This is a genomic window from Photobacterium sp. GB-72 (assembly GCF_003026095.1).
Taxonomy (GTDB): domain Bacteria; phylum Pseudomonadota; class Gammaproteobacteria; order Enterobacterales; family Vibrionaceae; genus Photobacterium.
Genome location: NZ_PYNV01000029.1, coordinates 1 through 22,047, shown reverse-complemented (window position 1 = coordinate 22,047; position 22,047 = coordinate 1). Strand labels below are relative to the sequence as shown.

At 43.3% G+C, this 22,047-nt stretch carries 34 protein-coding genes and 1 pseudogene; 5 read left to right on the top strand and 30 right to left on the bottom strand.

Going from position 1 to position 22,047, the window contains the following annotated elements:
* Positions 1–49 precede the first annotated feature (49 nt).
* Genes C9J40_RS21030 through C9J40_RS21010 form a run of 5 tightly spaced genes read left to right on the top strand, consistent with a single transcriptional unit; the run spans position 50 to position 6,579 of the window.
* Entirely contained in the window at positions 50–361 is a 312-nt protein-coding gene (locus C9J40_RS21030; protein ID WP_105061076.1) for an STAS domain-containing protein, read from the top strand.
* Positions 361–1,146, top strand: a complete 786-nt coding sequence (locus C9J40_RS21025; RefSeq protein WP_107208692.1) for an OmpA family protein — start codon at positions 361–363, stop codon at positions 1,144–1,146. Before C9J40_RS21030 ends, C9J40_RS21025 begins: the two co-directional genes overlap by 1 nt.
* Positions 1,143–4,433 carry an SLBB domain-containing protein gene (locus C9J40_RS21020; RefSeq protein WP_107247897.1) on the top strand — a complete coding sequence of 1,097 codons (3,291 nt, stop codon included), beginning with the start codon at positions 1,143–1,145 and terminating at the stop codon, positions 4,431–4,433. Before C9J40_RS21025 ends, C9J40_RS21020 begins: the two co-directional genes overlap by 4 nt.
* The gene (locus tag C9J40_RS21015; protein ID WP_107247896.1) at positions 4,430–5,119 is read left to right on the top strand and encodes a hypothetical protein; all 690 of its coding nucleotides are present in this window, start codon (positions 4,430–4,432) and stop codon (positions 5,117–5,119) included. The genes C9J40_RS21020 and C9J40_RS21015 overlap by 4 nt, the downstream gene beginning before the upstream one ends.
* Positions 5,116–6,579, top strand: coding sequence for a response regulator (locus tag C9J40_RS21010; protein WP_107247895.1), 1,464 nt, complete (start codon positions 5,116–5,118; stop codon positions 6,577–6,579). The genes C9J40_RS21015 and C9J40_RS21010 overlap by 4 nt, the downstream gene beginning before the upstream one ends.
* A 1-nt stretch (position 6,580) precedes the next feature.
* Here C9J40_RS21010 and C9J40_RS21005 read toward each other — a convergent pair whose 3' ends face one another.
* The 30 genes and pseudogenes from C9J40_RS21005 to tuf all read right to left on the bottom strand — a co-directional run.
* Entirely contained in the window at positions 6,581–7,561 is a 981-nt protein-coding gene (locus C9J40_RS21005) for a glycosyltransferase family 4 protein (protein ID WP_107208698.1), read from the bottom strand.
* A gap of 94 nt (positions 7,562–7,655) precedes the next feature.
* A complete protein-coding gene (gene rplQ / locus C9J40_RS21000) occupies positions 7,656–8,039 on the bottom strand; it encodes a 50S ribosomal protein L17 (protein ID WP_005370955.1) in 384 nt (127 codons plus the stop codon).
* Between the two features lie 34 nt (positions 8,040–8,073).
* A complete protein-coding gene (gene rpoA, locus C9J40_RS20995; protein WP_005370957.1) occupies positions 8,074–9,063 on the bottom strand; it encodes a DNA-directed RNA polymerase subunit alpha in 990 nt (329 codons plus the stop codon).
* A gap of 23 nt (positions 9,064–9,086) precedes the next feature.
* Complete coding sequence (gene rpsD, locus C9J40_RS20990; protein WP_005370959.1) at positions 9,087–9,707, bottom strand: 30S ribosomal protein S4; 621 nt, start codon at positions 9,705–9,707, stop codon at positions 9,087–9,089.
* A gap of 32 nt (positions 9,708–9,739) precedes the next feature.
* Complete coding sequence (gene rpsK / locus C9J40_RS20985; protein WP_005370963.1) at positions 9,740–10,129, bottom strand: 30S ribosomal protein S11; 390 nt, start codon at positions 10,127–10,129, stop codon at positions 9,740–9,742.
* 19 nt (positions 10,130–10,148) lie between these two features.
* Positions 10,149–10,505 (bottom strand): 30S ribosomal protein S13, encoded by a 357-nt coding sequence (gene rpsM, locus C9J40_RS20980; protein ID WP_005370966.1) that lies wholly within the window; start codon positions 10,503–10,505, stop codon positions 10,149–10,151.
* Between the two features lie 145 nt (positions 10,506–10,650).
* Positions 10,651–10,764 (bottom strand): 50S ribosomal protein L36, encoded by a 114-nt coding sequence (rpmJ, locus tag C9J40_RS20975; protein WP_000868186.1) that lies wholly within the window; start codon positions 10,762–10,764, stop codon positions 10,651–10,653.
* 31 nt (positions 10,765–10,795) lie between these two features.
* Complete coding sequence (gene secY / locus C9J40_RS20970; RefSeq protein WP_005370968.1) at positions 10,796–12,121, bottom strand: preprotein translocase subunit SecY; 1,326 nt, start codon at positions 12,119–12,121, stop codon at positions 10,796–10,798.
* Positions 12,122–12,143: 22 nt separating this feature from the next.
* The gene (gene rplO / locus C9J40_RS20965; protein WP_005370970.1) at positions 12,144–12,578 is read right to left on the bottom strand and encodes a 50S ribosomal protein L15; all 435 of its coding nucleotides are present in this window, start codon (positions 12,576–12,578) and stop codon (positions 12,144–12,146) included.
* Between the two features lie 5 nt (positions 12,579–12,583).
* Positions 12,584–12,763, bottom strand: a complete 180-nt coding sequence (gene rpmD / locus C9J40_RS20960) for a 50S ribosomal protein L30 (protein ID WP_005302823.1) — start codon at positions 12,761–12,763, stop codon at positions 12,584–12,586.
* 5 nt (positions 12,764–12,768) lie between these two features.
* Complete coding sequence (gene rpsE, locus C9J40_RS20955) at positions 12,769–13,266, bottom strand: 30S ribosomal protein S5 (RefSeq protein ID WP_005370977.1); 498 nt, start codon at positions 13,264–13,266, stop codon at positions 12,769–12,771.
* A gap of 12 nt (positions 13,267–13,278) precedes the next feature.
* Positions 13,279–13,632: a 50S ribosomal protein L18 gene (gene rplR / locus C9J40_RS20950; RefSeq protein WP_005370979.1), complete on the bottom strand. Its 354-nt coding sequence runs from the start codon at positions 13,630–13,632 to the stop codon at positions 13,279–13,281.
* A 9-nt stretch (positions 13,633–13,641) separates the two neighbouring features.
* On the bottom strand, positions 13,642–14,175 hold the full coding sequence (rplF, locus tag C9J40_RS20945; RefSeq protein WP_005370981.1) for a 50S ribosomal protein L6: 534 nt from the start codon (positions 14,173–14,175) through the stop codon (positions 13,642–13,644).
* Between the two features lie 12 nt (positions 14,176–14,187).
* Positions 14,188–14,580, bottom strand: a complete 393-nt coding sequence (rpsH, locus tag C9J40_RS20940; protein ID WP_005370983.1) for a 30S ribosomal protein S8 — start codon at positions 14,578–14,580, stop codon at positions 14,188–14,190.
* 36 nt (positions 14,581–14,616) lie between these two features.
* Positions 14,617–14,922, bottom strand: coding sequence for a 30S ribosomal protein S14 (rpsN, locus tag C9J40_RS20935; protein WP_005370985.1), 306 nt, complete (start codon positions 14,920–14,922; stop codon positions 14,617–14,619).
* Positions 14,923–14,937: 15 nt separating this feature from the next.
* Positions 14,938–15,477 (bottom strand): 50S ribosomal protein L5, encoded by a 540-nt coding sequence (gene rplE, locus C9J40_RS20930; protein ID WP_005370989.1) that lies wholly within the window; start codon positions 15,475–15,477, stop codon positions 14,938–14,940.
* 15 nt (positions 15,478–15,492) lie between these two features.
* Positions 15,493–15,804, bottom strand: coding sequence for a 50S ribosomal protein L24 (rplX, locus tag C9J40_RS20925; protein WP_008988080.1), 312 nt, complete (start codon positions 15,802–15,804; stop codon positions 15,493–15,495).
* Positions 15,805–15,816: 12 nt separating this feature from the next.
* Complete coding sequence (gene rplN / locus C9J40_RS20920) at positions 15,817–16,188, bottom strand: 50S ribosomal protein L14 (RefSeq protein ID WP_107208696.1); 372 nt, start codon at positions 16,186–16,188, stop codon at positions 15,817–15,819.
* Positions 16,189–16,354: 166 nt separating this feature from the next.
* Entirely contained in the window at positions 16,355–16,609 is a 255-nt protein-coding gene (gene rpsQ / locus C9J40_RS20915) for a 30S ribosomal protein S17 (protein ID WP_005370996.1), read from the bottom strand.
* Entirely contained in the window at positions 16,609–16,800 is a 192-nt protein-coding gene (rpmC, locus tag C9J40_RS20910) for a 50S ribosomal protein L29 (RefSeq protein WP_005370998.1), read from the bottom strand. The genes rpsQ and rpmC overlap by 1 nt, the downstream gene beginning before the upstream one ends.
* Positions 16,800–17,210, bottom strand: a complete 411-nt coding sequence (gene rplP / locus C9J40_RS20905) for a 50S ribosomal protein L16 (protein WP_005371000.1) — start codon at positions 17,208–17,210, stop codon at positions 16,800–16,802. The genes rpmC and rplP overlap by 1 nt, the downstream gene beginning before the upstream one ends.
* Before the next feature lie 11 nt (positions 17,211–17,221).
* The gene (gene rpsC / locus C9J40_RS20900) at positions 17,222–17,911 is read right to left on the bottom strand and encodes a 30S ribosomal protein S3 (protein ID WP_005371002.1); all 690 of its coding nucleotides are present in this window, start codon (positions 17,909–17,911) and stop codon (positions 17,222–17,224) included.
* 19 nt (positions 17,912–17,930) lie between these two features.
* Positions 17,931–18,263: a 50S ribosomal protein L22 gene (gene rplV, locus C9J40_RS20895; RefSeq protein WP_005302797.1), complete on the bottom strand. Its 333-nt coding sequence runs from the start codon at positions 18,261–18,263 to the stop codon at positions 17,931–17,933.
* Positions 18,264–18,273: 10 nt separating this feature from the next.
* Positions 18,274–18,552: a 30S ribosomal protein S19 gene (rpsS, locus tag C9J40_RS20890; RefSeq protein ID WP_005302795.1), complete on the bottom strand. Its 279-nt coding sequence runs from the start codon at positions 18,550–18,552 to the stop codon at positions 18,274–18,276.
* Positions 18,553–18,570: 18 nt separating this feature from the next.
* Positions 18,571–19,395: a 50S ribosomal protein L2 gene (gene rplB, locus C9J40_RS20885; RefSeq protein WP_045084936.1), complete on the bottom strand. Its 825-nt coding sequence runs from the start codon at positions 19,393–19,395 to the stop codon at positions 18,571–18,573.
* Between the two features lie 18 nt (positions 19,396–19,413).
* Entirely contained in the window at positions 19,414–19,716 is a 303-nt protein-coding gene (gene rplW, locus C9J40_RS20880) for a 50S ribosomal protein L23 (protein WP_006647439.1), read from the bottom strand.
* Positions 19,713–20,315 carry a 50S ribosomal protein L4 gene (rplD, locus tag C9J40_RS20875; RefSeq protein ID WP_006647440.1) on the bottom strand — a complete coding sequence of 201 codons (603 nt, stop codon included), beginning with the start codon at positions 20,313–20,315 and terminating at the stop codon, positions 19,713–19,715. Before rplD ends, rplW begins: the two co-directional genes overlap by 4 nt.
* Positions 20,316–20,331: 16 nt before the next feature.
* Positions 20,332–20,961 carry a 50S ribosomal protein L3 gene (rplC, locus tag C9J40_RS20870; protein ID WP_107208697.1) on the bottom strand — a complete coding sequence of 210 codons (630 nt, stop codon included), beginning with the start codon at positions 20,959–20,961 and terminating at the stop codon, positions 20,332–20,334.
* A gap of 14 nt (positions 20,962–20,975) precedes the next feature.
* Positions 20,976–21,287: a 30S ribosomal protein S10 gene (gene rpsJ, locus C9J40_RS20865; RefSeq protein WP_002541412.1), complete on the bottom strand. Its 312-nt coding sequence runs from the start codon at positions 21,285–21,287 to the stop codon at positions 20,976–20,978.
* A 518-nt stretch (positions 21,288–21,805) separates the two neighbouring features.
* Positions 21,806–22,047: pseudogene (tuf, locus tag C9J40_RS20860) on the bottom strand (elongation factor Tu); the annotation flags it as partial.

The window sequence follows — 22,047 nt, the reverse complement described above, 5'->3', positions numbered from 1 at the left end:
GGCACAACCTTTGAATCATATTAGTTAAAATAGAGAATAAGGAATACCTATGTTCGCATCGTCCAGCTCAGTTATCGCACTTGCTCTACAAGATGAATTTGATGCGCAAAGAGCAAGGGAGCTTGAAAGTGAATTTGATGTTCTCAGTCAAACCGAGCGAATGGAACTCGTCATTGATATGACGCAAGTCCAATTTATCGACTCATGTGGTATTGGTGCCATTGTTTTTCTTTATAAACGCTTAAAAAGCCGAGGACGTCGTTTACGTCTACTTAATGTTAACGGTCAACCTAGAGAGTTAATGCAAATGCTCAGGATTGATAAAGTGATCCCACTCATCACATCAGCAGAGTTAACTTAATGAAATCGCCTCTATTGCTGCTTATAGCCTTATTATTACTACTGACAGGTTGTAGTACTTTTTGGCCTGCGCAAGGAGAAATTCCACTTTCACCGCCAAAACAAACCCAACTCCATCAACTCGAACACCATCAGTTTGAGCTCCAATTACTCGCAACACGAGGCGCCAAACATTGTCTTCCTGGTCAATATATCCGATTACAAAACCTTTATTTAAAAGCAAGAGAAGAAGCCCTTAACGGTTTTGATCGTGATGCTGAAATTACTCTTTTAAAATACCAAACCCAGAATGCCGTGATCCAAAAGCAAATGGATTGGTTGGAATATCACACCCTATGCCTTGACCCCAATTATTCTGAAGTAGAACTCAAAGAGCGTTTCTTATTATATATGTCCGTCGATAACCAGTTTGCGTTAAATAAAACAACCTTGTTGCCTGATTATCAAGAATCACTCCGCTATGCCGCTGGAATAATTAAACGTCAAGAGCACTGGCACTTACAACTTATTGGCTATACCGATAGCCAAGGTAATGAACTGAATAACTATGCTCTTGGCTTAGAAAGAGCGAATACAGTTAAAGACTTCTTTGTTGAAAATGGCGTTGATCCTAACCAAATAACGGTGCTTAGTGTTGGAGAAACACAGGCCATTGACGATAACACTCTCACAAAGCAGCTCAATAATAGAAAAGTAGAAGCAAGAGTATTGGTTGAACACCACGCTCAGTCTATTCATCGCGTATTTGATATAAAGGACTGGCATACAATTCGAGATGGCTTATGATCCGTATCTTCTGCCTACTCATTCTCTTTATCTGCTTCCCTTTACGGGCAGACAATACAATCACGCTAACGGCAGGCGATCGCATTTTCCTGTTTGTACCAGGCGAAAAAGCATTCAGTGACGATTTCACGATTGATGATAACGGAAAAATTCAACTCCCAGAAGTCGGTACAATATCGATCGCAGAGCTCACCATCAAAGATGCTGAACAAAAAATAAAACAAAAACTATCATCTATCTATCTTAACCTTGATGACTTTAAGCTTACCTTAAAAGAACAACTCATCCGTATTCATGTACTTGGCTATGTTGAAACTCCAGGAACTGTTTCACTCAAACCTAACAGCAATATTCAATTAGCACTTGCTGCTGTTGGCGGTGCAAGATCAGGCGCGCAGTTAAACAAGTTCTCCATCATACGTAATGGCATATCTCAACGTTTTAATTATAAAAAATATTTAGATACGGGTGATACCTCCAATCTACCTACCTTAACCAATGGCGATACCCTCTTCGTCCCTGTATCTCCACTGCTCGGCAACATTGAAGTTGATTTTGATGCTGCAGCGATTCAAAACACAGGTGATTCAAACAAAAAAAATGGCTTAACATTATTTGGTGAAGTCCGAAACCCAGGAACATTTAGTTATAAGCCAGAAATGAATGTGGTTGATGCCATCATGCGTGCAGATGGTGTAACACGCTATGCCGACGTAACTAAAATTCGAGTGGTTACCGATAATAAACCTTATATATTTGATCTAAAAACCTTCTTAGATACAGGTGATACCCAGCATCTTCCTCCTATAAAAGAGGGAACCACAATTTATGCTCCGATTGAAATTGATGACATCAGTACAACGGTAAGAACCGCCTTTGTCATGGGGGAAGTGAAAGCCGCTGGCGCTTACGAAATAGGAAAAAATACAAAATTTATTGATGTGCTAGCCAATGCCGGTGGTCCAACACGTTTCGCAGATACAACTCAGATCAAAATACTCAGTGAAACAGAACCGCCAATAACGATCAATCTCGTTGAGTTTACTAAATCACCACAAGATTATGATATCCCGCTGATGAAAACAGGTGATGTCATTTTTATTCCAGAAAAAACCACCGTAAATGTAAAGTCATGGCTTAAAATTACGGATGATCGCTCTATTAAAATTATAGGGGCAATCAATATTCCAGGGCGTTATGAGTGGAGCCCAGCGATGGATTTCATGGATCTACTCGCTCACGCAGAAGGCCCGACTAAACGTGCAAATTTAACGAATATTCGACTCATCACCGAAGACAAAGATCTTAATAAAGGCCATGAGGTCTCTTTCTTTAATTTCCAAAACTTTATCAAAAAAGGCCATCCTAAAAGATTACTTCCTGAGCTTTCTGCAGGAATGACCATTATTATTGATGAATTACCCGATGACCCCAGTGATAATAAAGCCAGTTGGTTACGCCAAGCACCAAAAGATTCTATTTATATCTTTGGCTCAATTGGCGCGCCTGGTCGCTATGCGTTTAATAATGACCAAGGGTTTCTTGATATCCTCTCAGCCGCTGATGGGCCAAGTAATGAAGCTGACTTACAAGAAGTGCTTATTACGCATCGCAATGGTACTCAAAGCCATGTTACTCAGTTAGATCTTTCCGAATACTTTCGAACTGGGGATGAATCAGTCTTACCCAAAGTCGTTCCTGGGGACGTTATTTATATACCAAAAATATCAAAAGCTTCAGATCATCATGCAATTAAGATTATCGGTGCGGTTTATACCCCCGGACGTTTTAATTTCAACGAAAAGCTAACATTTTTAGATCTACTTTCCATGGCTGGAGGACCAAAAAATAAAGCTAACTTATCCAGTATTCGTATTGTAAGACTTCCGAAAAAAGATCAACCCTCGGCTCAAGGGCATCAAGTACTCTTTTTTGATCTTGAGAATTTTATTAAGCAAGGAAGCCCTGAAAGTAAACTCCCCAAGCTCACATACGGCGATACCATTATCGTTGATGAACTCCCGCACAACCCTAGCGACAGTAAATCCAGCTGGCTCCGTCAAGCAGCAAGCGATTCGATCTATATTTTTGGGGCCGTAGGATCTCCTGGTCGGTATGGTTTTAATAAAGAACAAGGGTTTCTCGACATTCTCTCTGCCGCAGACGGACCAATTGGTGATGCAGATATTCAAGAGTTACTCATCACACATCGCAATGGTAAAAAAACAACCGTTTCTCGTCTCGATCTTGCGAGGTACTTTGAGACTGGTAATGAAAAACTTCTTCCTACCGTACTCCCCGGCGATGTCATTTATGTACCACAAACAACTCAAGCGAAAGATGATAAAACTGTCATGGTTATTGGCTCAGTAAAAGGTCCGGGGCGATTTAAATGGAATAGAAAACTGACTTTTTTAGAGATTTTTGCTCTTGCTGGCGGCCCATTAGAAAGCGCGAACTTAAGCAGTATTCGCATTATCAAGAAAAACAAAAACGATCCAAATAGTATTATTTATTTTGATTTAGAGAAATTTATCGATCGCGGCGGTAACTTTGCAACACTCCCAACCATAAGGGCGGGAGATACGATAATGGTCGATGAACTCCCACGTGATCCCAGTGATAATAAATCCACATGGATTCGACAAAACGCAGAGGAATCTATTTATGTCTTTGGGGCAGTAAACTCACCTGGGCGATATGCCTTTAATAGTGACTTAGGGTTTTTAGATATTATTTCAGCAGCAGATGGCCCAAATAAAGATGCTAACTTACAGCAAATAAAAATCAGCCATCGTAACGGGACCCATGCCAATGTCACAACACTAAACCTTACTCTGTATTTTGAAACTGGCGATGAAAGTTTATTACCCAAAGTAGTCCCTGGCGATGTTATCTACATTCCGCATCAAGATGGAAATTGGTTAGATAAACCTGCAAATCGCGTTGTAAGACTGATGGGAGAAGTAAAAAAACCAGGGCGTTACTCATTCAATAGCCAGATGTCTTTACTCGATTTACTAGCAGAAGCAGGCGGCCCCACGGATAAAGCCTATATAGATAAAATAATGATCGTCAATAGTTCATGTTGCGGAGATAAAAGCCAAACATTCAGCTTACGGAACTACATAAAATATCCAGCAGAAACACCGATCCCCATGCTTCGTCCAGGAGATACGGTGTATGTCCCCAATGAAGATGATTCAACAAGCACACTGTTAAGACAAGGCCTTCAAGACGCATTTAGTTTTGTAACAACCTTGCTTGTAATAGGAGCCGCATTATGAAACCTTGGTTGAGCGAAGAAATGGAACACCTATTCCAACAATTGCACCAGCAACAACTTCGCATAATCTGCGTTGCAAGCTGCAATCAAAAATGCGGAAGTTCAACAATGAGCTATTGGCTAGCTGAACGTTGCTCTGTAAACCAAACAAAAGTGCTATTGATCGATCTTGATCTTTCTGGATCAGGGCAAGGATTCGAGCCAACACAGTGGGAAACCGAAAATAAAGAGCAAAACCTTATTAATAAGCATCCCTTTCTAGATATTTTGCCCCAACCCAAAGATCAATCCACAGTGCTCACATTGCGACAGCCCCATAAACTTCGTTATCTTCTCCAGTATTGGCAACAACATTATCACTATATTATTTGTGATACAGGCAATATCAACACCGCTAACTGGCGAAATTTACCAGCCGTTAATATCGCTAATGCCAGCGATGGCATCCTTTTATGCCTTTCCGCAGCCAAGACGACAGAAAGTAAACTGCTAACAAGTATTACCAAACTAGAAAAAAGTAACTGTAATATCATTGGCCTTATTATTAATGATCAATTTAATCCAACACTCGCACAACGAATGCTAAAAAGTCTCAATACCAAAGCATGGTGGCTCCCCGAAAGGATCAAAGCAAAAATTACCGCAATGCTAAATAACAGCCAACTTCTACAAGGAAAATATCAATGATCAATCAGGTATTATTCAAACAGACTTTTTGCTTAAATTACGAGAACTTAAAAACCATTAGGCACTGGCTAAAATCACAAAGCAATAAGCTCAATTTAAGTTATGAGCTGAGTCAACATATGATTCTAGTTTGTAATGAATACTGTGTTAATTTACTTGCACATCAACGCTTAACCGCAAGTCACGTTGAATTAAAATATGGCTTACGTAATAATCAAGCTCGATTTGAAATCATTGATAACGGCTCTCATTGGCAAGCAATGAAAGAAAAAATCAGCTCCGCAATATTACCTGAAGAGCCCGCTTGCAATAAATTAGGGCTCGCTCTGATCAATACCTACTTCCCTGACTTTAAATATTTTCTCACCAATCACCAAAATATTATTCAATTTAACCTTCCACAAAAAAAGTCAAAACCGCAACTTCTGATCGTTGATGATAGCCCAAGCCAACTCGCACTCTTTGCGACCTTTCTCCGCGATCACTATCAACTCATTCTCTTCAGTAAGCCCATTGAAGCACTCGATTGGCTAGCTCATAGCCAATGCAATATGGTGATAACCGATTTACACATGCCCAATATAAATGGTTTCAGTTTTAGAGATAAAGTGACAGAGTTCAAGCACTGCCAGTCATTACCCTTTATCTTCATCTCAGCAGACAACAAAGACGCAACACTTTTAGAAGCAGCAAGAGCAGGTATTGATGACTATTTAACAAAACCACTCAATAAAGAAAAATTACTCACAATACTGAAACGAGTGTTAAAGCGCCATAGCACGCTAGCGTCTGTTTTTGAAAAACAGCTATTGGCACAGATGACACCTTACCAATCAGAATTTCCATCCAAAATTACGCTTCGAGATATCACAATAGATATTGATCAATACCCGATAAACCAAGGTGATTTTTTATTATATCGAGAACCCAAAAAAGACAAGCCTGCTATGCTCATCCTCGGAGATAATATGGGACATGGTCCATTGGCTAAAGCTAACGGTATTGGCTGGTTTGGCTATATTGCTGGCTTGCTTGATGCAGGTATAGAAAGTCCAAAAGAAATATGCGAGATACTCAACCAACAACTTATTGCTGCACCCAATAATCGTCATTTGATTTGTTTAATGATAATGATCATAGATAATAATAATACTGTGCACATCTACAATGCAGGCATGCCTGCAGCACTTCAACTAAGTCATGATAAGAGCATACATCTAGAAGAAAATATGGGCTTATTAGGGATCAATACCCAATTAACCATAGAACCAAAACGCATTACACTAACCAAAGATGTCAGCCTTCATTGTTACAGCGATGGACTTGCTAACCACCCTATAACTATTAACCAAATCAATCGATTAACACATTATCAAGCGAAAGAAAGGCATATGAAAATTTGGCAAAATCCGCAACGCTCAGCCATAGATGATAAAACGTTAATCAGCATATATAGATAAATTACTGCTTAATTCCATAAGCGTTAGCAAGTATATTCCAACGTTGTTTTCCACTAAATTTAGTAACAACTTGAATATAGCTATATTTAGAGCATGCCTGCCACTCTTTGTTGGTCATAGAGTCAAAACATAGGATATACCAAGCTAACTTTGACCAATCAAACTCATCAACAAGCCATCTCGTATCTACAAGCAAAGGCAAATCACCCACTTTTGTGCCTATTACAGGAATGCCATATGCCATCGCCTCTAAAGCTGCCATTGGTAGCCCTTCTGCACGTGAAGAGATAAGCAGTAAATCAATTTTATTCCAATGAAGTGACATATCTTCAACGGCACCATGCCATTTAATATTGGGATAACTGCCCAATAAATTAGACTCTTCACCATCACCAAAAACATGAAATTTAATAGTTGGGCATTGGTTAGAAAGCTGTAGATAGCGGTCAATACCTTTGACATGACATAACCGGCCAACAAAACCGACTTGAAAAGTTGTATGTCGGCGACGTAATACAAAGGGAGGAATAGAATGAATAAAGTTATTTAAGACGTAACACTGAAAAGGTACTTTCGATTTTATCTCGTCACTTACAGCAAAATTCGTTGATAAAAAACTAGTCGAACGATTAAGCCATTCATAAAAAGCTAAACGTCCAATTAAAAACTCACCGGCGTGAAAACTGGTAAGCACTCTACATCTGCGTAGCAGTTTTAAACATCGCGCCCATAATGAAGATTTATATCCATGAGCATGCAGAATATCATGAGACTGAACTAGCAATGAAAAATGGACAAAACTTGCTGAAGTAAAATATTCAATTTGGTTTTTTTCTAATAAAGGGTAAAGCGGGTGATTAGATGCTTTAGAGATAAAAACAACTTTAAACGGAATTTTCTTATCTTTAAGAAGCAATGAAAGCTGTAACACATGGCTTTCAATCCCACCAAAACCTGAACTATCAAGCATCACATAGAGCATAGTAACCACATAATGAATCCATCATTATAAATTACATGCAAAAAAAAAGCCGAGTCTAATGACTCGGCTTCTCTTCTTATTTAACGGCTATTGCTTATTCAGCAGCAGCTTCTTCCTTTGCAGGACGGTCTAATAACTCGATGTAAGCCATAGGAGCTTTATCACCAGTACGGAAACCGCACTTCATGATACGAGTGTAACCACCAGGACGCGCAGCAAAGCGTGGACCTAGTTCGTTAAATAGTTTCGCAACAACTTCGTTGTCACGAGTACGAGCGAATGCAAGACGACGGTTAGCAACACTGTCTGTCTTAGCTAGGGTAATCAAAGGCTCAATTACGCGACGTAGCTCTTTTGCTTTAGGCAAGGTAGTCTTAATTAATTCGTGACGTACCAGAGAGCTAGCCATGTTGCTGAACATCGCTTTACGATGACTGCTGTTGCGGTTGAGTTGACGACCACTCTTACGATGGCGCATGACCTAATCCTTCTAACTAGATATCAGTAAACTATTAATCTTCAGCGATTGAAGCTGGCGGCCAATTTTCTAGGCGCATACCTAGAGATAGACCACGAGATGCCAATACATCTTTGATTTCTGTCAAAGACTTCTTACCAAGGTTTGGCGTTTTAAGAAGCTCAACCTCAGTACGCTGAACAAGATCACCGATGTAGTGGATCGCTTCTGCTTTTAGACAGTTAGCAGAGCGAACAGTTAGTTCAAGATCGTCTACAGGACGCAGTAGGATCGGATCGAACTCCGGCTTCTCTTCTTTCTCTTCAGGAACACGTACATCTCGAAGATCTACGAATGCATCCAATTGTTCAGCAAGAATAGTTGCTGCACGACGGATAGCTTCCTCAGGATCAAGAGTACCATTAGTCTCCATATCGATTACTAGCTTGTCTAAGTCAGTGCGTTGTTCAACGCGAGCTGCTTCAACAGCGTAAGCAATACGGTCCACTGGGCTGTAAGTAGCATCTACTAACAGACGACCAATTGGACGCTCATCTTCTTCAGTGTGAATACGAGCTGATGCTGGTACGTAGCCGCGACCACGCTCTACCTTGATGCGCATGCTTAATTCAGCATTGTCATCAGTAATATGGCAGATTACGTGCTCTGGATTCGCAATCTCAACATCACCATCATGGGTGATGTCACCTGCAACAACAGGGCCTGCACCAGATTTGTTCAGAGTAAGAATAACTTCATCTTTACCCTCAACCTTAACGGCTAGACCTTTAAGGTTTAGAAGAATTTCAAGGATATCCTCCTGAACGCCTTCTTTGGTGCTGTACTCATGTAACACACCGTCGATTTCAACTTCTGTTACAGCACAACCTGGCATAGAAGATAATAAAATACGACGAAGAGCGTTTCCTAAAGTGTGGCCAAAACCACGCTCTAATGGCTCTAGAGTTACTTTTGCGTGTGTCGTGCTAACTTGTTCGATGTCAACAAGACGCGGCTTAAGAAATTCTGTTACAGAACCCTGCATTGTGTCCTCTCTTAACTGTAGCCTTACTTAGAGTAAAGCTCGACGATCAGGTGTTCATTGATGTCGGCAGACAAATCAGAACGTTCTGGAAGACGCTTAAACGTACCTTCCATCTTGCTGCTGTCTACTTCGACCCAAGTCGGTAGTTCACGCTGTGTAGCAACTTCTAGAGCTGCTTTAATGCGTGCTTGGTTCTTAGCTTTCTCACGAATGCTAACAACGTCGTTTGCCGCTACCTTGAAAGAAGGAACGTTTACGACTTGACCGTTAACTAGGATCGCTTTGTGGCTTACCAGCTGACGTGCTTCTGCGCGAGTTGCGCCAAAGCCCATGCGGTAAACTACGTTATCTAGACGACCTTCAAGAAGCTGAAGCAGGTTTTCACCTGTGTTACCCTTGATGCGGGCAGCTGTCTTGTAGTAGTTACGGAATTGTTTTTCTAGTACGCCATATGTACGACGAACTTTCTGCTTCTCACGAAGCTGAACGCCGTAATCAGATAGACGACCACGACGAGCACCATGTTGGCCCGGCGCGTTATCAATCTTACACTTGGTATCAATCGCACGTACACCAGACTTAAGGAATAAGTCAGTGCCTTCGCGACGGCTAAGCTTTAGCTTAGGACCCAAATATCTTGCCATTTTTCTTTCTCCAATTTCCTAGAAACGAAACGTTATACGCGACGTTTCTTAGGTGGACGACAACCGTTATGAGGGATCGGAGTCGCATCAACAATGTTAGTGATACGGAAACCCGCTGCGTTTAAAGCACGGATTGTAGACTCACGACCAGGACCAGGGCCCTTAACCATAACTTCTAGGTTCTTAACGCCATATTCTTTGGCCATTTCACCACAACGCTCAGCAGCAACCTGTGCAGCGAACGGAGTAGATTTACGAGAACCACGGAAACCTGAACCACCTGCAGTAGCCCAAGATAGAGCGTTACCTTGACGGTCAGTAATGGTTACGATTGTGTTATTGAAAGAAGCATGGATGTGCGCAACGCCATCAGCTACTTGCTTGCGTACGCGCTTACGAGCGCGAGTTGGTTGTTTTGCCATTGTACTCTACCTTATCCGACTATTTTTTGATCGGCTTGCGCGGACCCTTACGGGTACGAGCGTTGGTTTTAGTACGCTGTCCACGTAGAGGTAGACTGCGACGGTGACGAAGACCACGGTAACAACCAAGATCCATTAGGCGCTTGATGTTCATGGAAATTTCACGACGAAGATCACCTTCTACAGTGTACTTAGCTACACCATCACGCAGTAGATCGATCTGCTCTTCAGTTAGTTCACTGATCTTAACATCTTCAGCAATACCCGTTTCAGCTAAAATAGCTTGAGAACGTGTTTTACCAATGCCGTAGATCGCAGTTAATGCGATAACAGCATGCTTTTGATCAGGAATGTTAATGCCTGCAATACGGGCCACTATTCACTCCTAGTACTTTACAAGAATAACCGCTGCAGAGCCCGTTGAGGATACGCAGCGGTGGTACAATTCTTTTGCACATAACAAAATATGGTTGGCTAATGTAGCCAACCTATCTTCAATTTGCAAGAAATATTTCTGCTAATTAGCCTTGGCGTTGTTTATGCTTTGGCTCACTGCAAATTACACGCACAACACCGTTGCGCTTGATAACTTTACAGTTACGGCAGATTTTCTTAACGGAAGCACGAACTTTCATTGCTAAACTCCGTAAATATGGATAACTAAACTTAGCGACCGTAGCCTTTCAGATTAGCCTTTTTCAAAACTGACTCATATTGTTGAGACATCAAATGTGTCTGAACTTGAGCCATGAAATCCATAATAACAACAACTACGATTAGTAGGGAAGTACCACCAAAATAGAAGCGTACATTCCATGCTATCATCATGAACTCGGGGATCAGACAGATAAAGGTAATATATAACGCACCAGCAAGAGTCAAACGCGTCATCACTTTATCTATATATTTTGCGGTCTGTTCACCCGGGCGTATACCAGGTATAAATGCACCAGACTTCTTCAAATTATCAGCTGTCTCGCGTGGGTTAAATACCAACGCGGTGTAGAAGAAACAGAAGAATATAATCGCAGCAGCATAAAGCATTACATATAAAGGCTGTCCAGGGCTTAAAGCAAGTGAAATATCACTTAACCAACCTAGACCTTCACTTTGACCAAACCACTGAGCCAGTGTGCCTGGGAAAAGAATAATACTTGATGCAAAAATTGCTGGTATAACACCTGCCATGTTGATTTTCAACGGCAAGTGTGTGCTCTGCGCAGCAAAGACACGACGGCCTTGTTGACGCTTGGCGTAGTTAACGACGATACGACGCTGACCACGTTCCATGAACACTACAAAGTAAATAACAGCAAAAGATATAACTGCAATTAACAGTAGAAGAAGTACGTGCAATTCGCCTTGACGCGCTTGCTCTACGGTCTGTCCAATCGCTGGCGGTAAACCAGCAACGATACCAGTGAAAATAATCAACGATATACCGTTACCAATACCACGCTCGGTAATTTGTTCACCTAACCACATTAAAAACATGGTGCCGGTAACCAAACTAACCACTGCAACAAAATAGAAACTAGGGCCTGGATTATGTACAAGCCCTGGAATCATACTCGGTAACCCCGTTGCAATACCAATTGCTTGGAAGGTTGCCAAGACAAGCGTACCGTATCGGGTGTACTGACTTATCTTACGACGGCCAGCCTCACCTTCTTTCTTCAACTCAGCTAATGCTGGATGAACTACAGTTAGCAACTGGACAATAATAGACGCAGAAATATACGGCATTATTCCCAGAGCTAAAATAGAAGCACGCGAGAGTGCACCACCAGAGAACATGTTAAACATCTCAATGATGGTACCCTTTTGCTGTTCGAACAGACTGGCAAGTACAGCAGCGTCAATACCAGGAATAGGTACAAAAGAACCTGCTCGGAATATTAAGATCGCACCTAATACGAATAATAGGCGTGACTTAAGCTCTGCTAGGCCACCTTGTGCACTACGAAAATCTTGTCCTGGTTGTTTAGCCATCTGTACCTCATCCTCGAGTTAATTATTCCTCGATTTTACCGCCGGCAGCTTCGATAGCAGCTTGAGCGCCTTTAGTAACGCGTAGGCCTTTCACTGTTACTGAACGAGCGATTTCACCAGAAAGTACAACTTTCACGAACTTAATGTCCTTAGTGATAACATTCGCAGCTTTTAGTGTTTCAAGGCTTACAACATCACCTTCAACTTTCGCTAGCTCAGCTAGACGAACTTCAGCTGTTACAAGGCTCTTACGAGACGTAAAACCGAATTTTGGTAGACGCTGTTTCAAAGGCATTTGACCGCCTTCGAAGCCTGGACGTACAGAACCACCTGAACGTGATTTCTGACCCTTGTGACCACGGCCACAAGTTTTGCCCAGACCTGAACCGATACCACGGCCTACGCGCTTCGCAGAAGGCTTAGAACCAGCAGCCGGTGATAGAGTATTCAAACGCATACTGATTACTCCTCAACTTTAACCATGTAGTAAACCTTGTTGATCATGCCGCGTACGCAAGCAGTATCTTCAAGTTCTACAGTATGGTTGATGCGACGAAGGCCTAGGCCACGCAAAGTAGCTTTATGCTTCGGTAAACGACCGATAGAGCTCTTTGTTTGGGTTACTTTAATAGTTTTAGCCATGTCGATTACTCCAGAATTTCTTTAACAGAAAGACCACGCTTAGCAGCGATCATTTCTGGAGAGTTCATTCCACTAAGACCATCAATTGTTGCGCGAACAACGTTGATTGGGTTAGTAGAACCGTATGCTTTAGCTAGTACGTTACGGATACCCGCAACTTCTAGCACTGCACGCATTGCACCACCTGCGATGATACCTGTACCTTCTGATGCTGGCTGCATGTACACTTGAGAACCAGTGTGACGGCCTTTAACAGCGTGGTGAAGAGTACCTTCGTTGATTGCAATTGTAACCATGTTACGACGTGCTTTTTCCATCGCTTTCTGGATTGCAGCAGGCACTTCACGTGCTTTACCGTAACCAAAACCGATGCGACCGTTACCGTCACCAACTACTGTTAGTGCAGTAAAGCTGAAAATACGACCACCTTTAACCGTTTTTGAAACACGGTTAACAGCGATCAGCTTTTCATTCAAATCTGATTGTGTCTTTTCGTTAGCCATCTTCCGCCTACCTTAGAATTTCAGACCAGCTTCACGAGCAGCTTCTGCTAGTGCAGCGATACGGCCGTGGTATTGGAAACCAGAACGATCGAATGCAACGTTAGAGATGCCTTTTTCAATCGCGCGCTCAGCAATAGCTTTACCTACAGCTGTAGCAGCGTCTTTGTTTCCGGTACTCTTAACTTGCTCACGGATCGCTTTTTCTACGGTAGAAGCGGCTGCGATAACCTCAGAGCCGTTCGGTGCAATTACCTGAGCGTACACGTGACGTGGAGTACGGTGTACAACTAGGCGAGTTGCGCCCAGTTCAGCAATCTTACGACGTGCTCGGGTCGCACGACGGATACGAGATGCTTTCTTATCCATAGTGTTACCTTACTTCTTCTTAGCTTCTTTAGTACGCACAACTTCGTCGGCGTAACGAACACCTTTACCTTTGTAAGGTTCAGGGCTACGGTAAGCGCGAATATCAGCAGCTACCTGACCAACTAACTGCTTATCAGTACCTGTAAGTACGATTTCAGTTTGTGATGGGCATTCAGCTTTGATACCTGCTGGAAGTTCGTGCTCAACTGGATGAGAGAAACCTAGAGTTAAACCTACAGCGTTGCCTTTAACAGCAGCACGGTAACCTACACCCTTAAGAGTCAGCTTCTTAGTGAAGCCTTCAGTAACACCAACAACCATATTGTTCACTAGTGCACGAGCAGTACCTGCTTGTGCCCAAGCTTTATCGAATCCTTCACGAGGACCGAAAGTAACTTTGTTCTCTTCCAAAGTTAAAACTACTGCATCATGGATAGTACGAACTAGTTCGCCTTTACTACCTTTCACAGTAATTTCCTGACCGTTAAGTTTAACTTCTACGCCGGCAGGAATAACTACAGGTGCTTTTGCAACACGAGACATATCCTACTCCTATTATGCTACGTAGCAGATAATCTCACCGCCAAGACCCGCTTTGCGTGCAGCACGGTCGGTCATAAGACCCTTGGAAGTGGAAACAACAGCAATACCAAGGCCACCCATCACTGATGGTAGCGCATCTTTTTTCTTGTAGATGCGTAGACCAGGACGTGATACACGTTGGATTTGCTCAATAACTGGGTTAGCTTCGAAGTACTTAAGAGTAACTTCTAGCTCAGGCTTAACATCACCAGATAAGGTGTAGTCAGCCACATAACCTTCTTCTTTAAGTAGAGCAGCGATAGCTACTTTAAGCTTAGAAGATGGCATTTTTACAGCAACTTTTTTCGCTGCCTGACCGTTACGAAGACGGGTCAGCATATCCGAAATCGGATCTTGCATGCTCATAAGTTAATACTCCGTGATTCTGAATTGCTTACTGGATTACCAGCTTGCTTTACGTAGACCCGGAATCTCGCCTTTCATGCAAGCTTCACGAACCTTGATACGGCTAAGACCGAACTTACGTAGGTAGCCGTGTGGACGTCCAGTCTGGTTACAGCGATTACGCTGACGAGACTTCGCAGAATCACGTGGTAGTGACTGAAGTTTAAGCACTGCATTCCAGCGATCTTCTTCAGACGCATTCACGTCGCTAATTAGAGCTTTTAGCGCTGCACGCTTTTCAGCGAACTTAGCTACTAGCTTGGCACGTTTAGCTTCGCGTGCCTTCATAGATTCTTTAGCCATTAGTAACCCTTACTTTTACTTACGGAATGGGAAGTTAAAAGCAGACAATAGAGCTAGAGCTTCTTCATCAGATTTAGCAGAAGTTGTAACAGTGATATCTAAACCACGTACACGATCTACTTTATCGAAATCGATTTCTGGGAAGATGATCTGCTCACGAACGCCCATGCTGTAGTTACCACGACCATCGAATGACTTAGGGTTTAAACCACGGAAGTCACGAATACGCGGTACAGCAATTGAAATCAGGCGGTCGAAAAAGTCCCACATACGCTCGCCACGTAAGGTTACTTTACAGCCAATAGGGTAGCCCTCACGGATCTTAAAGCCTGCAACTGACTTACGTGCTACAGTGATTAGCGGCTTCTGACCTGAAATTGCAGTCATGTCAGCAGCAGCATTCTCTAGCAGCTTCTTGTCGTTGATAGCTTCGCCCACACCCATGTTAAGTGTGATCTTTTCGATCCTTGGGACTTGCATGATACTCTTGTATTCAAACTTTTCAGAAAGCTCTTTTACAACAGTCTCTTTGTAGTAATCATGCAGTTTCGCCATAGTACTACTCCAAACTTACTTGATAGTTTCGCCAGTCGACTTGAAGAAACGAACTTTTTTGCCGTCTTCAAATCGGAAGCCTACACGGTCCGCTTTACCTTGACCGTTAACGATAGCAACATTAGACGCATCGATCGCAGCTGCCTGCTCAACGATACCGCCTTGAACACCCATTGCCGGAACTGGCTTCTGGTGTTTCTTAACCATGTTGATACCTTCAACGATAACTTTACCGGTTGCTAGAACCTTAGTTACTTTACCAGTCTTGCCTTTGTCTTTACCAGCAAGAATGATAACTTCGTCGTTTTGACGGATTTTAGCTGCCATTATAGTCGCTCCTTAAAGTACTTCTGGCGCTAGTGATACAATCTTCATGAATTTCGCATTACGAAGTTCACGAGTCACAGGGCCAAAGATACGGGTACCGATAGGTTGCTCAGTAGTGTCGTTCAACAATACGCAAGCATTACGGTCAAAGCGAATGACAGAGCCATCTTGACGACGAACGCCTTTACGGGTGCGTACAACCACCGCTTTCAGTACATCACCTTTCTTTACTTTACCGCGAGGAATTGCTTCCTTCACTGTAACCTTGATGATGTCACCGATATGTGCATAGCGACGGTGAGAACCACCCAGAACCTTAATACACATTACGCTACGTGCGCCGGAGTTATCCGCTGCATCAAGCATACTTTGCATTTGGATCATGTTAGTGCTCCGCTAATTTTTTAAACATCTAGACCCAAAACGAGTCGATATGCCTTTTCTTCAAAGGCGGCGAATAATAACACCATTTTCGCTCGATGGGTAGATAAAAAATGAACGGCCCCAAGATTTTTAGGGCCGCTAACTTAAATAGCTGAAAAGTCAGTAATTAGATACGTGCTTTTTCAACTACTCGTACCAGTGTCCAAGACTTAGTCTTTGACATTGGACGACATTCACGAACTTCAACAGTATCGCCTAGGCCACACTCGTTGTTTTCGTCATGTGCATGAAGCTTAGTCGTGCGTGTGATGTACTTACCGTAGATCGGGTGCTTCACTTTACGCTCGATAGCAACAACAATAGACTTATCGCCTTTGTCGCTAACTACGCGACCAAGCTGAGTACGAATTTTCTCGCTCATTATGCGCTAGCCTTCTCAGTCAGAACGGTTTTAACACGTGCGATATCACGACGTACAGTTTTTAGATTGTGAGTCTGCTGTAGTTGACCAGTCGCAGCTTGCATGCGCAAGTTAAACTGTTCACGTAGCAAATTCACAAGCTCTGCATTCAGCTCTTCAACGCTTTTAGCGCGTAGATCTTGTGCATTCATCACATCACCGCCTTAATTACGAAAGTGGTTTTGATTGGTAGCTTACGTGCAGCAAGGTTAAATGCTTCACGTGCTAGTGATTCAGAAACACCGTTCATTTCGTATAGAACTTTACCTGGTTGAACTTGAGCAACCCAGTAAGCCACACTACCCTTACCTTTACCTTGACGAACTTCAAGAGGCTTAGATGTGATTGGTTTGTCTGGGAATACACGAATCCAGATTTGGCCCTGACGTTTGATATGACGAGTCATAGCACGACGTGCAGCTTCGATTTGACGAGCAGTTAGTCGACCACGACCAACAGCTTTAAGACCAAATTGACCAAAGCTTACTTCAGTACCGTTCGCTAGACCGCGGTTACGGCCTTTAAAGGCCTTGCGGAATTTAGTGCGTTTTGGTTGCAGCATCAATAAACTCCTTATTTACGGCTTTTGCGCTGCTTCTTAGGCTTCTCAGCCTTTGGCTCTTCAACCGGCATGCCGCCTAGAACTTCACCTTTGAAGATCCAAACTTTAACGCCGATAACACCGTATTGGGTGTGAGCCGAAGAAGTTGCGTAATCAATGTCAGCACGAAGAGTGTGTAGAGGCACACGGCCTTCACGGTACCACTCAGTACGTGCGATTTCAGCGCCGCCTAGACGACCACTTACTTCAACTTTGATACCTTTAGCGCCAAGACGCATAGCGTTCTGAACTGCACGCTTCATAGCGCGACGGAACATAACACGACGCTCTAGCTGAGACGAAATGCTGTCTGCTACTAGTTGACCGTCTAGTTCTGGCTTACGTACTTCAGCGATGTTGATCTGAGCTGGAACGCCCGCGATCTTCGCAACTGCTGCACGTAGTTTCTCTACGTCTTCACCTTTCTTACCGATTACTACGCCTGGACGAGCAGTGTGAATCGTCACACGGATGCTCTTAGCAGGACGCTCGATAACGATGCGTGATAGAGATGCTTTTGCTAGTTCCTTAGTAAGGAACTGGCGTACCTTGAAATCGCCGTCTAGGTTGTCAGCGAACTCTTGGCTGTTAGCAAACCAAGTGGTATTCCAAGGCTTAACGATGCCTAAACGAATACCATTAGGATGTACTTTCTGACCCATTGCTTTCTCTCCTAGTCTCTTAGCGGTCTGCTACAACAACAGTGATGTGGCTAGAACGCTTCAAGATGCGATCGGCACGGCCTTTAGCACGAGGCATAATACGCTTCATGGTAGGACCTTCGTCAACGAAGATTTTAGCAACATTAAGATCATCAATGTCTGCGCCTTCGTTGTGTTCTGCGTTAGCGATAGCTGACTCTAAAACTTTCTTGATTAAATCAGCAGCTTTTTTGTTGCTGAAGTTAAGAATTTCTAGAGCTTGAGCAACTGGCTTACCGCGCAGTTGATCTGCAACCAAACGAGCTTTTTGCGGCGAAATGCGAGCAAAGCGATGTTTAGCGATAGCTTCCATTACCTACTCCTTAGCGCTTTTTAGCTTTCTTATCCGCAGCATGGCCACGGTAAGTACGTGTTGGTGCAAATTCGCCTAGCTTGTGACCGATCATTTCTTCAGAAACGAAAACAGGTACGTGCTGACGACCATTATGGACAGCGATGGTCAAACCGATCATCTGAGGGATGATCATTGAGCGACGGGACCAAGTCTTAACAGGCTTTTTGTCACCGCTTTCCAACGCTTTCTCTACCTTCTTCAGCAAGTGTAGGTCAATAAATGGACCTTTCTTGAGAGAACGTGGCATGGCGTATCCTCTTTATAATTACTTATTACGACGACGTACGATGTACTTGTCGGTACGCTTGTTCTTACGAGTCTTGTAACCCTTAGTTGGAACACCCCAAGGTGTTACTGGGTGACGACCGCCTGATGTACGACCTTCACCACCACCGTGTGGGTGATCAACTGGGTTCATTACAACACCACGTACAGTTGGACGAACACCGCGCCAGCGTGAAGCACCAGCTTTACCTAGCTCACGTAGCATGTGTTCTGCATTACCAACTTCACCTAGAGTCGCACGACCTTCAGCAAGAACTTTACGCATCTCACCAGAACGTAGACGTAGAGTCACATAAGTGCCTGCACGTGCAATGATCTGAGCGTATGCACCAGCTGAACGAGCCAGCTGAGCACCTTTACCAGGCTTAAGTTCAACACAGTGTACTGTTGAACCTACTGGGATGTTACGCATTGGTAATGTGTTACCAACTTTAATAGCAGCATCTTGACCAGACTGGATAACATCACCAGCTTGGAGACCTTTAGGTGCGATAATGTAGCGGCGCTCACCGTCTGCGTACAGAACTAGAGCAATGTTTGCGCTACGGTTTGGATCGTATTCTAGGCGCTCAACTTTCGCTGGGATGCCATCTTTAGTACGTTTGAAGTCGATTAGACGGTAATGTTGTTTATTACCACCACCGATGTGACGTACAGTGATACGACCGTTATTGTTACGACCACCAGTCTTAGAGTTTTTCTCTAGAAGTGGTGCGTACGGCTTACCCTTATGCAGGTCAGAGTTAACCACTTTAACTACGTGGCGACGACCTGGGGAAGTCGGCTTACATTTTACAATAGCCATTCTTCTTTGCTCCTAGCCTTACTCTGCACTACCAGCGAAGTCGATGTCTTGACCTTCTTTCAAGATAACATACGCTTTCTTCACGTCTGAACGACGGCCTTGGCGCATACCTTGACGTTTGGTCTTACCCTTAGTAATAAGAGTATTTACAGACTTAACTTCAACCTCGAACAGTTTTTCAACTGCTGCTTTGATCTCTTTCTTCGTTGCGTTCAATGCTACTTTGAAAACGATAGTATTCGCGTTTTCTGCAGCCATTGATGCTTTTTCAGAAATGTGCGGAGCACGTAGAACTTTTAAAATACGCTCTTCAGTGATCATGCTAGCATCTCCTCAACTGCTTTAACTGCTGCTGCAGTCATTACAATCTTATCGAAAGCGATCAAGCTAACTGGATCGATTGCCGCTGCATCACGTACGTCTACTTTGTATAGGTTACGTGCTGCAAGGAATAGATTCTCATCTAACTCGCCAGTTACGATTAGTGCATCAGTTAGCTCAAGCTCTTTAAGCTTAGCTACTAGTGCTTTTGTCTTTGGTGCTTCTAGAGTGAAGTTATCAACAACGATTAAACGCTCTTGACGAACTAACTCAGAAAGAATGCTCTTCATAGCACCGCGGTACATTTTCTTGTTTACTTTTTGGCTGTGATCCTGAGGACGAGCAGCGAAAGTAACACCACCAGAACGCCATAGCGGACTGCGGATTGTACCTGCACGAGCGCGACCAGTACCCTTCTGGCGCCATGGCTTAGCGCCACCACCAGAAACGTCTGAACGAGTCTTCTGAGCACGTGTACCCTGACGAGCACCTGCTGCAAAAGCAACAACTACTTGGTGTACAAGCGCTTCATTGAAATCACGCCCAAAAGTAGTTTCGGAGACAGTTAGCGCGTCAGCGCCTTTGACTACCAATTCCATTACTAACTCCTCGACGTTACGCTTTAACAGCTGGTTTAACGATCACGTTGCCGCCTGTTGAGCCCGGTACTGCACCTTTAATAAGAAGCAGATTGCGCTCAGCGTCAACACGTACGATCTCTAGGTTTTGAGTCGTTACACGCTCAGCACCCATGTGACCAGCCATTTTCTTGCCTTTAAATACGCGACCTGGAGTTTGACATTGGCCAATTGAACCCGGTGCACGGTGAGACAAGGAGTTACCATGGGTCATATCTTGAGTACGGAAGTTCCAGCGCTTAACAGCACCTTGGAAACCCTTACCTTTAGATGTACCAGTAACGTCTACTTTTTTAATATCGTTGAATAGTTCAACACTTAGCTCAGCGCCAACTGCAAACTCTTCACTGTTTTCTAGACGGAATTCCCAAAGACCGCGACCAGCTTCAACACCTGCTTTCGCAAAGTGACCTGCTTCTGGCTTAGATACGCGGCTAGCTTTCTTAGTTCCAGCTGTTACTTGAATAGCGTTGTAACCGTCAGTTTCTACAGATTTAACCTGAGTAACACGGTTGTTTTCAACTTCAACAACAGTAACTGGAATAGAAATGCCATCTTCGGTAAAGATGCGGGTCATGCCCACTTTACGACCGATTAGACCAATCATTCTCTTATCTCCCCTTAACCTAGGCTGATCTGTACGTCAACGCCAGCAGCTAGATCTAGACGCATAAGAGCATCAACAGTTTTGTCTGTAGGCTCAACGATGTCGATAAGGCGCTTGTGAGTACGGATTTCGTACTGATCACGTGCATCCTTATTAACGTGAGGAGAAATAAGAACAGTGAAGCGCTCTTTGCGAGTAGGAAGAGGGATTGGACCCTTAACCTGTGCGCCAGTACGCTTAGCTGTTTCAACGATTTCCGCAGTTGACTGATCGATCAAACGGTGATCGAACGCCTTTAAGCGGATACGAATACGTTGGTTCTGCATTAGACAGAGCTCCAAATAAAAATTACACAAACAATATCGCCACTCACACTCGTAAAGACGAGGGAATGTCGATTGATTTATGTGAACGTAGCATCCCTATCGGATGCATTGTCAGTCAATTTAATGACTGCGAACATAAGTCAGAGTATTCATTATGAAATAAACCCGGCGTAGCCTGCAGTTAATTTCTCCTCAATGCTTATTGGTTCACAACTGCGCTTACAAGACTAACTCTCGGGCAGTGCGGTGCATTATACAGATCACAATTTTGAAAACAAGCTCTGTTTGATTGTTAAACAAAAATAGTTATAAAGTCTTTTATTTTCAATGAATTAATCTGATAGTTATATATAAGATTTGCTTTATTAAACGAATAAAGCTCACTTATCACCATAAAATCAAGCTACATTTTCGCGTATTCCTGCTTATACAATACATACAAGGAAAATGTTAGTAATTTTAGGCAATAAAAAAGGGAGCCGAAGCTCCCTTTTTCTGTACGTAAGTACTAAATGTTATTAAGCAATGATAGTTGCAACAACACCAGCACCAACTGTACGGCCACCTTCACGGATAGCAAAACGTAGACCTTCGTCCATCGCGATAGGTGCGATTAGAGTAACAGTCATAGCAATGTTATCACCAGGCATTACCATTTCAACGCCTTCTGGTAGCTCGATAGTACCAGTTACGTCAGTTGTACGGAAGTAGAACTGTGGACGGTAACCTTTGAAGAAAGGAGTGTGACGACCACCTTCAT